Source organism: Pseudomonas sp. 1912-s, assembly GCF_029269205.1.
In the GTDB taxonomy this organism is placed as follows: Bacteria; Pseudomonadota; Gammaproteobacteria; order Pseudomonadales; family Pseudomonadaceae; genus Aquipseudomonas.
Window position 1 is genome coordinate 179,671 of the sequence record NZ_JARIXR010000003.1, and the last position, 12,659, is coordinate 192,329.

14 protein-coding genes are annotated in these 12,659 nt (G+C 61.2%); 6 read left to right on the top strand and 8 right to left on the bottom strand.

The window, feature by feature from the left end:
- Positions 1–3 precede the first annotated feature (3 nt).
- The gene (locus P3C29_RS05495) at positions 4–1,767 is read right to left on the bottom strand and encodes a cation:proton antiporter (protein ID WP_010168375.1); all 1,764 of its coding nucleotides are present in this window, start codon (positions 1,765–1,767) and stop codon (positions 4–6) included.
- Between the two features lie 295 nt (positions 1,768–2,062).
- Here P3C29_RS05495 and P3C29_RS05500 point away from each other — a divergent pair, with 295 nt between their 5' ends.
- Positions 2,063–2,548 carry an acyl-CoA thioesterase gene (locus tag P3C29_RS05500; protein WP_003213461.1) on the top strand — a complete coding sequence of 162 codons (486 nt, stop codon included), beginning with the start codon at positions 2,063–2,065 and terminating at the stop codon, positions 2,546–2,548.
- A 36-nt stretch (positions 2,549–2,584) separates the two neighbouring features.
- Here P3C29_RS05500 and P3C29_RS05505 read toward each other — a convergent pair whose 3' ends face one another.
- Positions 2,585–3,628, bottom strand: a complete 1,044-nt coding sequence (locus tag P3C29_RS05505; protein ID WP_275964051.1) for a hypothetical protein — start codon at positions 3,626–3,628, stop codon at positions 2,585–2,587.
- Between the two features lie 80 nt (positions 3,629–3,708).
- Positions 3,709–4,581, bottom strand: coding sequence for a pyridoxal kinase PdxY (gene pdxY, locus P3C29_RS05510; RefSeq protein WP_063033787.1), 873 nt, complete (start codon positions 4,579–4,581; stop codon positions 3,709–3,711).
- A 117-nt stretch (positions 4,582–4,698) separates the two neighbouring features.
- Here pdxY and P3C29_RS05515 point away from each other — a divergent pair, with 117 nt between their 5' ends.
- Positions 4,699–5,097 (top strand): DUF3301 domain-containing protein, encoded by a 399-nt coding sequence (locus tag P3C29_RS05515; RefSeq protein WP_010168378.1) that lies wholly within the window; start codon positions 4,699–4,701, stop codon positions 5,095–5,097.
- Here P3C29_RS05515 and P3C29_RS05520 read toward each other — a convergent pair.
- Genes P3C29_RS05520 through dksA form a run of 4 tightly spaced genes read right to left on the bottom strand, consistent with a single transcriptional unit; the run spans position 5,091 to position 8,380 of the window.
- Positions 5,091–6,053, bottom strand: coding sequence for a CobW family GTP-binding protein (locus tag P3C29_RS05520; RefSeq protein WP_275964052.1), 963 nt, complete (start codon positions 6,051–6,053; stop codon positions 5,091–5,093). The two genes, P3C29_RS05515 and P3C29_RS05520, sit on opposite strands and share 7 nt — an antisense overlap.
- 45 nt (positions 6,054–6,098) lie before the next feature.
- Positions 6,099–6,743, bottom strand: a complete 645-nt coding sequence (locus P3C29_RS05525) for a DUF1826 domain-containing protein (RefSeq protein ID WP_010168386.1) — start codon at positions 6,741–6,743, stop codon at positions 6,099–6,101.
- Positions 6,743–7,948 carry a zinc metallochaperone GTPase ZigA gene (gene zigA, locus P3C29_RS05530; protein WP_201125743.1) on the bottom strand — a complete coding sequence of 402 codons (1,206 nt, stop codon included), beginning with the start codon at positions 7,946–7,948 and terminating at the stop codon, positions 6,743–6,745. The genes P3C29_RS05525 and zigA overlap by 1 nt, the downstream gene beginning before the upstream one ends.
- 27 nt (positions 7,949–7,975) lie before the next feature.
- Positions 7,976–8,380 (bottom strand): RNA polymerase-binding protein DksA, encoded by a 405-nt coding sequence (gene dksA, locus P3C29_RS05535; RefSeq protein WP_275964053.1) that lies wholly within the window; start codon positions 8,378–8,380, stop codon positions 7,976–7,978.
- Between the two features lie 127 nt (positions 8,381–8,507).
- Between dksA and P3C29_RS05540 the strand changes: the two genes are divergently transcribed.
- Positions 8,508–8,876 carry a hypothetical protein gene (locus P3C29_RS05540; RefSeq protein WP_003213476.1) on the top strand — a complete coding sequence of 123 codons (369 nt, stop codon included), beginning with the start codon at positions 8,508–8,510 and terminating at the stop codon, positions 8,874–8,876.
- Here the strand turns inward: P3C29_RS05540 and P3C29_RS05545 are convergent.
- Positions 8,873–10,096, bottom strand: a complete 1,224-nt coding sequence (locus P3C29_RS05545; RefSeq protein WP_010168395.1) for an N-acetylmuramoyl-L-alanine amidase — start codon at positions 10,094–10,096, stop codon at positions 8,873–8,875. The two genes, P3C29_RS05540 and P3C29_RS05545, sit on opposite strands and share 4 nt — an antisense overlap.
- Before the next feature lie 128 nt (positions 10,097–10,224).
- Here P3C29_RS05545 and folE2 point away from each other — a divergent pair, with 128 nt between their 5' ends.
- The 3 genes from folE2 to P3C29_RS05560 are packed head-to-tail and all read left to right on the top strand — an operon-like array spanning position 10,225 to position 12,652.
- Positions 10,225–11,121, top strand: coding sequence for a GTP cyclohydrolase FolE2 (folE2, locus tag P3C29_RS05550; protein ID WP_201125744.1), 897 nt, complete (start codon positions 10,225–10,227; stop codon positions 11,119–11,121).
- Complete coding sequence (locus P3C29_RS05555) at positions 11,118–11,786, top strand: ATP-binding cassette domain-containing protein (RefSeq protein ID WP_275964054.1); 669 nt, start codon at positions 11,118–11,120, stop codon at positions 11,784–11,786. Before folE2 ends, P3C29_RS05555 begins: the two co-directional genes overlap by 4 nt.
- Positions 11,786–12,652, top strand: coding sequence for a metal ABC transporter permease (locus P3C29_RS05560; RefSeq protein WP_010168404.1), 867 nt, complete (start codon positions 11,786–11,788; stop codon positions 12,650–12,652). Before P3C29_RS05555 ends, P3C29_RS05560 begins: the two co-directional genes overlap by 1 nt.
- The last annotated feature ends 7 nt before the right edge of the window (positions 12,653–12,659 follow it).

Here is a 12,659-nt window from a genome sequence, read left to right on the forward strand (position 1 = left end):
TCATCAGTGCTCCGGCGTGTCCTTGTGGTTATCCAGGGTCTCCAGCAAGGCGACCTGCATCCGCGTATGCACGCGGATGAACCAGCGCCAGAGCACAGCGGCCACCGCGGCCGTCACCACCGCGATCAGCACCAGCAACTTGTTGGTCGGCAGGATACTGGCCGACAAGGCTGCCAATAGCAGGAAAATCACCAACAGCGACAGAATCGGGATCACTTCGGCGATCACCCGTCGTACTCGCTGCGTGTGGCGCCCGGCCATTTCCGGCTTCACGCTCATCTCTGCCAGCAACATCGACAGCGCCTTGAGCTTGCGGTACGCCGCGATCAAAAACGGCAGCGACAGCAGCAACGCCCCACCCCAGATCAACGCCTTCTGCCAGCTCGGATCGCTGACCCAGCCTTCCAGATAACTGCCAATGCGCGCCGCGAAAAAACTGCCGGCAAAGAAGATCGCCACCACCAGCGCCAGGTTCACACCCACCTGCAAAATGATCTTGCGGATCATCGACGCCAGCATCGCGCCCTCGCCTTGGGGTTGAATACTGCGCAACCACTCGCCATACATCCCGAACACCCGGCTCAAACGCTTGGGCATCACCGCGGCGATCTTCAGCGACAGCGGGTCGGCACCACGAATCAGATACGGCGTGAGCAACGTGGTAATCGCTGAAACAGCCACCGCCACCGGATACAGGAAGTCACTGGTGACCTGCAACGTCATCCCCAGCGCGGCGATGATGAATGAAAATTCGCCAATCTGTGACAGGCCCATCCCCACCCGCAATGAAGTGCGGCCATCGTTACCCGCAATAAACGCCCCAAGGCCGCAAGACAACATCTTGCCCAGCACCACGGCCACGGTAATCACCGCAATCGGCCAGGCGTATTGCAGGAGGATTTGCGGGTCGATCATCAGGCCGATGGCGACAAAGAAGATCGCACTGAACATGTCGCGAACCGGCTCGATCAGGCGCTCAATCTTCAGCAACTGCCGGGACTCGGCCATGATCGCGCCGATCAGGAACGCCCCCAGCACCATGCTGTATTCCAGCTTGACCACCAGCAGGCAGAAGCCGAAACACAGGCCCAGCACGGTGATCAGCAGCATCTCGTTGCTTTCGAACCTGGCCACATACTCCAGCAGGCGTGGCACCAGCAAAATCCCGATGACCAGCGCGACAATCATGAACAGCGAGAGCTTGCCGACGGTGGAAAACACCTCGCCGGAGCTGACCGTGCCGCTGACGGCGATGCTCGACAGCAAGGCGATGATGCCGATGCCGAGGATGTCTTCGACGATCAGCACCCCGAAAATCAGCTGGGCAAAGCGCTGGTTTTTCATCTTCAGGTCGTTGAGCGCCTTGACGATGATGGTGGTCGAGGAAATCGCCAGGATCGCGCCGAGGAACAGTGAGTCCATGGTGTTCCAGTCGAACCAGCGGCCAATTTCATAGCCGATCCAGATCATCAGGATGATTTCGAGGAACGCCGCGATAAATGCGGTGGCGCCAACCTTGAACAGCTTGCGCAGGCTGAACTCCAGGCCCAGGCAGAACATCAGGAAGATCACCCCCAGTTCGGCCAGGGTCTTGATGGTGTCTTCGTCGTGGATCAAACCAAACGGCGGGGTGTGCGGGCCGATGATGAAGCCGGCGACGATATACCCCAACACCACCGGCTGCTTGAGCCGATGAAACAGGATCGTCACCACCCCGGCCACCAGCATGATCACGGCCAGGTCCTGGATAAAGCTGATGGCGTGCATGGCGAGGGGCTCCTTGAGGGGTACTGGCGCTTTTCCCATTTCCACGCATTCGCCCCGAAAGGTCGCAATGAACGGAAAGAAAAGTCTGCCTTGATCGTAAGAATTGCCCTTGAGACGGGCTTTTGAAGGGTAACACCGCGACTTGCGACAGAAAGCCGGTGCAATATATGGAAACAGATCGCCCCTGGCGTGACGGCAAGCCGGGCCCCAGCGTCCCGTTATGAATGGCTCTGCAAAGATTCCAGCACCCGCAGAGGTGCCTCCCCACCCAATGCCTACAACCCGTGAGTGTGCTATGGAACCCGGAAACGCCCAGCTGTCGATGACAGTATTGATGACCCCTGACATGGCCAACTTCTCTGGCAATGTGCACGGCGGCACGCTGCTCAAGTACCTCGACGAAGTGGCCTACGCCTGCGCCAGCCGTTATGCCGGCCGCTATGTGGTGACCTTGTCGGTGGACCAGGTGATTTTTCGCGAGCCGATCCATGTCGGCGAGCTGGTGACCTTTTTGGCCTCGGTCAACTACACCGGCAACACGTCGATGGAAGTGGGGATCAAGGTGGTCACCGAGAACATCCGCGAGCGCTCGGTGCGCCATACCAATAGCTGCTTCTTCACCATGGTTGCGGTGGACGACCAGCGCAAACCGGCCGCCGTGCCGCCGCTGCAACCGCAGAACAGCGAAGACAAGCGCCGGTTTGTGCAGGCTCAACAACGCCGGCAGATTCGCCAGGAGCTGGAGAAGCGCTATCAGGAAATCAAGGCAGACGGGCCGTAAGAGCCCGCCGCTTTTTTTGCAGGAGCAAGCTCTCTCCTACCAGTGCCAGCAATCGTTAAAGCGCGTACACACATCAAAGCGCTGGTCCAACTGGGCCATGCGCTCCATGTGGTGGTTGATGGTGTCCAGCGCCACGCTTTTGCTGGTGTTCATGTAGTACCGAAGCATGTACTCGTCGCTCGCCGTAATCCGCTGGCGTACAGCGTCGTCCGTCGGCTGCAGCCACTGCTGCAACATGCCGTCATCAGTGCTGCGCAGGCGCAGGCGGTACACATCGGTATACATGCCCAGCGCCCGCGCCTGGCGTCCGGAAGCTTCGTCACTAAACTGCTTCAGGTTCTGCCGGTACTGAGTCCAGTAATCATCCGGCAAGGTGAGCGTGCCCATCAATGCCTTGCGCTTGGCGATCAGTTCGTCGATTTTTTCCGCTGAAAACGTCGGACTATCAGCCTTGGGCGGGTCCAGCGTTGTGATCGCCCGGGCGTTTTCCGCGAGGATGCGGTCAATCAGCACCGTGCGCTGCGCAGTGTCGGGCAACGGCTTGGCAAATATCGGACTTTGACCCTGGCAAACCGGGAAACCCGTATCAAACACCGGCTGCGGGATACGCACATCTTTACCGTCAAATCGGCTCAGACGCTGGAACAACGTGCTGCAACGGCCGCGCTCCATATCAAAAGTCACTTCATATTCCTCGCCCGCCTTGGGCGTGAAGCTGAAGGTCTTGCCGCAGATGTAGGAGCCACCGTTGGTGTTGATCGCCAACATGGTTTCCTTGCCGGGTGCCAGCTTGACCTCCAGCATGCCCCGGGCCTTGGCCGGCGGCGGCACGAGCATATCGGCCCGGCGCTTGGTGTCCACCACCAGGAAGTTGTTGAGCATGCCCGTGTTCTGGCCCGTGCAGTGTTGCGCGTCGTAGATATCGAGGGTGGTGTTCGACGTGTTGGAGATGAACCGCAGCTTCGCCGCATCGGGCGCGCTGGCATCCGTATAGGCGCCGTGGATACTGCATCCGCTGAGCAGAGATGCCAGGGCCAGGGCAACCAATGCCCGTGACGAATGAAACAGGGATAGCGACATGATCTTCCTTGATGAACGCAGGGGCAAAAAGACGGCCGATACTACCGGACGCCCTCTGCCTTGCTCAATCAGGAATTTGCCTACAGCCCTATGGGCGTTGCCTCAAAGCGTACCCGCGGATGGGCAATCCGGTCCTGGGCGCGCACCAGTTCCAACTCGTAGCTGGCGCACGCCTGGGTTTCCAGCAGCACTTCGTGCACCGCCGCGGCCGTGAACTCAAAGGCCGCCACCAGGCTGTCGCCCAACAACACCCGCGCCAGGAACAGGCCCGACGTCAGGTCACCCACGCCCACAGGCTGGCGCGGGAACGCCAGCAGCGGCCGGCGCAGGTGCCAGCTGCCTTCGGCCGTCACCAGCAACATCTCGAAGCCGTCCGGCAGTTTGCCGGGGTAATCCAGGTGTTTGACCAACACCGCTTTCGGCCCACGGGCCAACAAAGCACGGGCCATGCCCAGGCAATCGAACAGCGACTGCGGCTTGCGCCCGGCAAAGCTGTCCAGCTCCAGCTGGTTGGGGCACAGGAAGTCGGCCATGGCTGCCGCTTCGTCCAGCAGAAAGTCGCTGACCTCCTGGGGCACGATGCAGCCTTTTTCCGGATGGCCCATCACCGGGTCGCACAGGTACAGGGCCTTGGGGTTGATCGCCTTGATCCGCGCCACGCCGGTAAGAATCGCCCGGCCCTGGGCCGCGCTGCCCAGGTAACCTGACAGCACCGCATCACAGTTGCCCAGCTCGCCAATCGCCGCAATGCCTTCCACCAGCGCAGGAATTTGCTGCGGCGCCAACACTTCTCCCGCCCACTGACCATACTGAGTGTGGTTGGAGAACTGCACGGTATTGAGCGGCCACACGTTGACCCCGACCCGTTGCATGGGGAACACGGCGGCGCTGTTTCCGGCGTGGCCAAAGACCACATGAGACTGGATCGCAAGCAGATGGGGCGTACGTTTCATGCAGGGGATTTCCGTAAAGCCGTTGAAATTCTGGCTGCGCAGTATGCGACTAAACGCGGCCTGTACGACAGACCGGAGACGCAGTTAAGCTGGCCATACTTTGTTGGAGTTCATCGAATGCTGACCCTCGGAAATATCTTCGTGCTGATGCTGCTGGCGACCGGTGCTGCCTGGCTGTGGCACAACCACGGCCTGCGCGAGCGGGCGCTGGAACGGGTCAAGCAGCACTGCGCCAAGCTCGACATCGAGCTGCTCGATGGCGCTGTGGCATTGAAGCGCATCGGTTTTGTGAAGGATGCCAGCGGTCGGCGGCGCCTGGCGCGAATCTACAACTTCGAATTCACCGTGACCGGCGAAGCGCGGCACCCGGGGACCATCACCCAATTCGGCGCCCACAGCGCGCAAATCGAGCTGGCGCCCTACCCGTTCGAGATCAAGACGCCGCTGCCCAGCGCCGAGATCATCGAGCTTAGCCAGTGGCGCCAGGAGCACGGCAACAGCAAGACCCGTCACTGACGGCAAGCGGCTAACGCGTCCTGCAATTGCGCAACATCCTGCGCTTCACTGAAGATCAATTCGATACGCGAATCCCGGCGCCACTCGCTGGGTTGCCAGGCTAACGGGGCGTTATCCACAGCGTTGGCCGACACCCAACCCTCCAGACTGTGGATAACCAGTTTCGCCCGTCGCCAGGCCAACGACGCCAGCCAGTTTTGAAGGCGCCGTCGGTCGAATTGTTGGCCAGGATGCCAGCGCCAGCCAATGCTCCAGCCACCTTCCTGGCCTTGGCTGAGGCAGATCGGCAATGCAGGGTCCGTCCAGATTGCCGGCATTTGCCCTACGCCTTTGGGCACCTCGAAGTTATCCACAGCCGCTGCGGCTTGAGCGTTCAAACCCGGTAATTGCGCCAAGGGCAACTGCGCCTGCTGCGTCCAATAAATCGGCCGGTCAGGCAATTGCCCTTGAACCGCCAGGCGCTGCGCGTCACTCAGGGTTTCATTCTTGTTTAATACCAGCAGCCCGGCACTGGCCAAGGCTTCACGCTGGGCCTCAGGCAGGGGCTTACTCGCCGCCAACGCCTGGGCGTCGAGCACCAGCACGCACGGCTGCACCGCCAGCACCTGCTGCCAGGGCGCTTCCCGCAGTTGCTTGAGCAACTGCGCCGGATGCCCCAACCCGGACGGCTCGATAAACAGCCGGTCGGGCTGGGCCTTACGCAACAAACGGCCCAGCCCTACCTGGAAAGGCGCCCCGTTGACGCAGCACAGGCAGCCACCCGCCACTTCACCAAGGGCAATACCGTCGTCATCACGGGTCAGCAACGCGGCATCCAGGCCAATCTGCCCGAACTCATTGATCAACACCGCCCAACGCTCGTTGGCCGGACGCTGGGCCAGCAGGTGCTTGATCAGGCTGGTCTTGCCGGCGCCCAAGGGACCGGCAATCACGTGGGTAGGTATGTTCTGCAGCATGGCGGGCATCATTCAGACCGTGTAGAGAGGTTTGATCCTACCCGGTTACGCCAACCAATCCAGCGTCAGAATCAACCGTCGCTCATCCGCTGGCAACGGCGGCGAGCGATGGATCAGGCCAAAGCCTTCGTTGCCGTGCCATTTTTCGCCTTTGAGCAAAGCCACTTCACCACAGTGGATTTGCTCAATGCGCTCTTGCGGCTCCGCGCTCGCCTGGCTCAGGTGCCGCCGCTCCATCACGCCTTCGCGCAACCACTGGCTGCCGATGCCGGCGTAGGTAGTGATCAGCCGAACCGGTACGTGGTCCACGTGAAAACGCGGGCACATGGCCTTGTCCAACAACCGCAAACGCACGCCGATGCGCTTGGCACCCAGCAAACAGGCAAAGGCGCTGATCAGCCACGACACATCGGCAATAAAGCCTTCGTAGCCTTCAAGGTCTCGGCAGCCTGCTGCGAAGTCCTGCAAGTTGGGCGCGGCGTCTTCAGTGTTCAGCTCAACCACCAGCGACTCGGCCAGCGGCTCATTGAGCGCCACCAGCAACGCGCCAAACTCGGCGATATGCAGAGGCAACTGGCGCTGCCACACTGCAAGGTTTACGCCGTCCTCAAGGATATCCGTGAGCACGGCCGGGGTTTCGCCGTGGATCTGGCGAATCACCGGGCGCAGTTTCAGGGTCGGTGCCAGCATCAGGCTGCCTCGTCGAACCAAGGGCCAAAGGGATCAGCCAACAAGCGCCAACCTTCGACACCCGTGGCCATTTCATCGTCGGTCAGCAGGCAGGCGTCGAGCTCGGCAGTCATCTGCGCGAAGTCGATGCTCTGCCCGATAAACACCAGTTCCTGGCGGCAATCGCCAGTGCTCAGTTGCCAGTTTTTCATGATCGCGGCGATACCTTCCTCGTCCTGCGGCCACTGGGTTTTCGGCACGAAACGCCACCAGCGCCCGGCAAAACCATGGCGCATCAGGCCGCCGGCCTGGGACCAGCTACCGGCGTCCTGGTGTTTACTGGCCAGCCAGAAAAAGCCCTTGGAGCGCAGCAGTTTTCCATTCACCCAGGGCCGATCGATAAAGTCGAAAAACCGCTGTGGATGGAAGGGGCGGCGGGCACGATAGGCGGTGGAAGCGATGCCGTACTCTTCGGTTTCCGGCATATGCTCGCCCCGCAGTTCCTGCAACCAGCCCGGCGCCTGGGAAGCGCGCTCGAAGTCGAAACGACCGGTATTGAGGATCTTCGCCAGCGGCACTTCGCCCATGACCATCGGGATGATTTCCGCCTGCGCATTCAGGCGTTCGAGGATCGCCATCAACTCCTGGCGCTCGCTGCTGCTGATCAGGTCGATCTTGCTGATCAAAATCACGTCGGCAAATTCGATCTGCTCGATCAGCAGGTCGGTGATCGAGCGCTCGTCTTCCTCGCCCAGGGTTTCGCCCCGGGACGCCAGGCTTTCGGCAGCCTGGTAGTCGAGCAGGAAGTTCATGCCGTCGACCACGGTGACCATGGTGTCGAGCCGGGCGATGTCTGCCAGGCTCTGGCCTTCTTCATCACGGAAGGTGAAGGTTTCGGCCACCGGCAGCGGTTCGGAGATGCCGGTGGATTCGATCAACAGGTAATCAAACCGACCTTCCTTGGCGAGCTTTCCGACCTCTTCCAGCAAGTCTTCGCGCAAGGTGCAGCAGATGCAGCCGTTGCTCATCTCCACCAGTTTTTCTTCGGAGCGATTGAGGGTGACGTCGCGCTGGACCTCACTGCCGTCGATGTTGATTTCACTCATGTCGTTGACGATCACCGCCACCCGCAGGTTTTCGCGGTTGCGCAGGACGTAGTTGAGCAGCGTGCTTTTACCGGCGCCGAGAAATCCGGACAGCACAGTAACGGGGAGACGATTGGGCATCAGGTGTTCCTCATCAGGGTTGGCCGGTCAAATCGCCCGTTGATGGCGTTCGCGCAGCTCTTCACGTTCTTTGGCTTCGATACACAGGGTGGCCGTGGGGCGCAGCAACAGGCGCTTGAGGCCGATGGGCTCGCCGGTTTCGCGGCACCAGCCGTATTCGCCGCGGGCCAGGTGCTCCAGGGCTTCGTCGATCTTGTCCAACAGCTTCTTTTCGCGCTCCAGCAGGCGCAGTTGCCATTGGCGCTGTTCTTCAGCGCTGCCGACATCGGCGGGGTCGCTGTTGGGTTCCTGTTCGCGCAGCACCATGAATTCAGCGTCGATACGCGCTTGCAGCTCGTTGCGCTGGGCCAGCAGCAGCTCGCGGAAGAAACCTTGCTGGGCTTCATTCATGTAGTCGGCGCAGGGTTGGGCGAGAAGGTCTTGTTCGGTCATCGGAGGTGGTTCACGGGTCAGGCTGTTTTTTAATGTTATAGTATAACAATGCAAATAAGCCAATCCCCCTTGCTCGTGACGACGAAGGGCGCAATGCTGGCAGCCGAATAACGCCCCGAGAGCCTCTATGAAATACCTGCTGTGTGCTGTGTTGCTGATGCTGGCGAGCCTGGCCAACGCCCAGGTGCCCAGCCTGCTGGCCAACTGCACCCGCAGCGCCAACCTGCTGGCGTGCGTCGACGCCCAGGGCAATGCCTACAGCGTCGCGACGGCAGGCAGCACTACGTATTTGCGGGGCTTCGAGGTGATCGGCAAACGCTATTGGGCACAGACCAGCAGCCGCTACGGGCAACTGACGTTCTTTACCGGGTTGGCTTCCGATGGTGAGGCGTGGGTGGGCTACACGCGGCGAGTGGGCTGGACCACCCTCAACCGGTTTTCCAGTTCGGGTGGCGCCAGCGCCAAGTTCACCTGTAGCCGGATTACCGGCTGTTAGACCTGGCCATTCTTCTGTTCCTGAACCCAAGCCATGTAGCTGTTCATCGGCGGGTTCTTCTGGAAGTAGTTTTTCAGCCCTTCAAATAAACCGTCTGCCACCGCCTGTTGATGGCGTGCGGTGACCAGCCGCTGGGCGTCCTGGGTGTTGGAGATAAACCCGGTTTCTACCAGGATCGACGGCACGTCAGGCGACTTGAGCACCGCAAAACCGGCCTGTTCCACGCGCTTTTGATGCAGCGTGGTGATGCTTTGCAGGCTGCCCAGCACCGAGCTGCCCAGTTGCAGGCTGGAGGCGATGGTGGCGTTCATCGACATGTCGAGAATCACCCCGGCCAGCATCGGGTCCTTGTCCTTGAGATTGAGCAAGGTGGTGGCGCCCAACAGGTCGGCGCCGTTTTCCCGCTGCGCCATGAACCGCGCGGTGGCGGACGTCGCGCCGCCTTCGGACAACGCATAGACAGAGGCGCCGGACGCCGTCAGCCGTGGCGCTGCATCGGCGTGCACCGAGATAAACATGTCGGCCTTGTGCTGGCGGGCGATGTCCACGCGTTTACGCAGCGGCACGAAGAAGTCGTCGTTGCGCACCAGCTTCACATCAAAGCCCTTCTCGCGCTTCAGACGCTTGGCCAGCAGTTGGGCGATGGACAGCACCACGTCTTTTTCGCGCTGGCCCTTCGAGCCGATAGCGCCCGGGTCCTTGCCACCATGGCCGGGGTCGACCACCACGATGATGTCGCGTTTCGGATGCGCCTTGTCCACGGGTGCCGCCAAGGGTGCAGCCAAGGCCGCCGGCGCTGCCGCGATTTGCTGAGGTGCGTGAGTGGCGCTGGTCAGGTCCAGCACCAGGCGGTGGCCCTGGCCATCCTGCGGCGGCAGCAGAAAGCTGTTGAGCTGCATCGGCGCCTTCAGATCCAGCACGATCCGCGTATCACCCTGGCCAAAGTGCCCCGAGCGAATCGAGGTGATGCCGCTGTTGGTCAGGGCCAGTTGGCTGAAATCCCCGGTCAGCTTCGCGCCGCTCAAATCAATGATCAACCGCTCCGGCGCGGTCAGGGTAAAGGTCTTGTATTGCACCGGGCCGCTGAGGTCCAGCACCAGCCGCAGCTTGTTATCCGAACGCCACAGCCGTGCATTGCGGATCTGCGCGGCAGACACGCCCAAGGGCAAGGTAAACACCGCACTGGCCAGCAGCAGGTTGAGGAGTTGACGTCTGTGCATGACTTACACCGCAAATAAAGGAGCTTCCGTACTCGACATGACTGAATAAAAGACAGAGCAGAAAAAATTTCGTCGACTCAATAGTAATAATATAACATGTCTTTTTATTTCCAACGATGGACCTGCTCATGAACGCGCTGACTCTGCCCGATATCGCCGCGCAGGCTTCACGCCAAGCCTTGCCGCTCGATTGGGTGGGCATGTGCGGCATTGCCCTGCCCATTCAGATCGACGGCCAGCGCCTCAGCGCCAAAGCCGATGCAGGCGTTAGCCTGGACGACGGTGAGGCCCGAGGTATTCATATGTCGCGGCTTTACCTGGCGCTGGAGATGCTTGAACAGCAGCCGCTTTCGCCAGCACTGCTGCGCAGTGTATTGCAACGTTTTCTCGACAGTCATGAAGGTTTATCCACAAATGCCTACCTGCGAATTCATGCAGACCTGCTGCTGAAACGTCCCGCGTTGGTCAGCCCATTGGCCGGCTGGAAAAGCTATCCGGTGAGCATCGAAGCGCGCCTGGAAAACCAGATGTTCCACGTGGAACTAAAAATTGACGTTACCTACTCTTCAACCTGCCCATGCTCGGCTGCCCTCGCCAGGCAATTGATTCAGCAGCAATTTATTGAAGACTTTGCCAACACGCCGCTGCAACACGAAGACGTGCTGACCTGGCTGGGCAGCGCAAACGGCATCGTCGCCACGCCCCACAGCCAGCGCAGCAGCGCGCTGTTGCAGGTCCGTCTTCAAGGCGATCAGCCCACACTGCCGCTGACGCAATTGATCGACGACACCGAAGCCGCCCTCGGCACCGCCGTACAAACCGCCGTAAAGCGCGCGGACGAACAAGCCTTCGCCCTGGCCAACGGGCAGAACCTGATGTTCTGCGAAGACGCCGCCCGCCGCCTCAACCTCGCCTTGAAACGCTCGGATGCGGTCATTGCCTTCCACTTGAAAGTGATCCACGCCGAAAGCCTGCACGCGCACGATGCCGTAGCTGAAAGCCGCTGGACGAGACCTTCCGAATGATCACCTGCACCGCCTTGCGCTGGGGCGCCCCCGGCCAACCACTCACCCCGGCTATCGATTTCACCCTGGAAAAAGGCAGCCTCACCGGCATCATCGGCGCCAACGGCACCGGTAAAAGCAGCCTGCTGAAAGTCATCGTCGGCCTGCAGAAACCCCTGGCCGGGAAAGTGACGATTGATGTTCCACGCCGCGGCGGGCTGTCGTTCCTGCCCCAGCAACAGAACCTTGACCGCCAGTTCCCCATCAGCCTGCAAGAGTTGGTGGCCGCCGGGTTCTGGGGCAGCAAGCAAACCCCGCAACAACGCACCGAACGCTTGAACGCGGTGCTCGAAGACTGGTGCCTCAGTGGCCTGGAGCATCGGCCGTTGATGGCCTTGTCGGGTGGTGAACTGCAACGCGCCCTGCTCGCCCGCATGAGCCTGGCCGAGTCGCCGGTGTTGCTGCTGGACGAACCCCACGCCGCCCTCGACGAAGACGGCCAGGCTCTGTGCTGGAAACACATCCACGCCTGGCGCGACGAAGGCCGCACGGTGGTGGTGGTGTGCCATGACCTCGGCTCCGTCCGCCAGCACACCCAGCAAGTGGTGCAGATCAAAAGCAGTGGCTGCGTGTTCGGCTCCAGCAAAGAACTGATCCGCCCGCAGCCGCACATGCAGGTGGCCTGATGCACTTCGCCGCTCACTTGTGGATGCCGTTTCTCGACTTTGTTTTTATGCGCCGCGCACTTCTCGGCGGGCTGGTATTGGCGTGCAGCACCGCGCCGCTGGGGGTGTTCCTGATCCTGCGCCGCATGAGCCTGATCGGTGACGCGGTGTCACACGGCATCCTGCCCGGCGCCGCGTTGGGCTTCTGGTTTGCCGGCCTGAGCCTGCCCGCGCTGACCATCGGTGGCCTGGGCGCCGGCCTGAGCATGGCCGGCCTCGCCGCCTGGATCACCCGCCGCACAGGGCTGAAGGAAGACGCCAGCCTCGCCGCCATCTACCCGATTTCCCTGGCCAGCGGCGTGCTGATCCTCGGCCTCGCCGGCAAGCGCCTGGACCTGTTGCACCTGCTGTTCGGCTCGGCCCTGGCGGTCGACGGCCCGACCCTCACCGGCATGCTCTGGGTCTCGGGCTTCAGCCTGATCGCCATGGTGGTGATCTACAAACCGCTGCTGCTGGACACCCTCGATCCGCTATTCCTGCAAACCGTCAGCCGCCTCGGCCCGCTGGCCCACGGTCTGTTTTTGACCCTGGTGGTGCTGAACCTGGTGATCGGTTTCCAGGCCATCGGCGCCCTGATGGTGGTCGGCTTGATGATGTTGCCGGCGATTGCTTCACGCTTCTGGAGCCGGCGCCTGCCGGTGTTGATCGCGATATCGGCGGTGCTGGGATGCCTGTCGGTGTGGCTTGGCTTGTTGTTGTCGTTCTACTACTCGCTGCCCAGCGGCCCGGCGATTGTGCTGGTGGCTGGCGGCTTGTACCTGCTGTCCGTGGTCTTCGGTCCGGTGCACGGCTTGCTGCGCCGCCCGCCTTTGCTTACATCCCAATGAGGTGTTT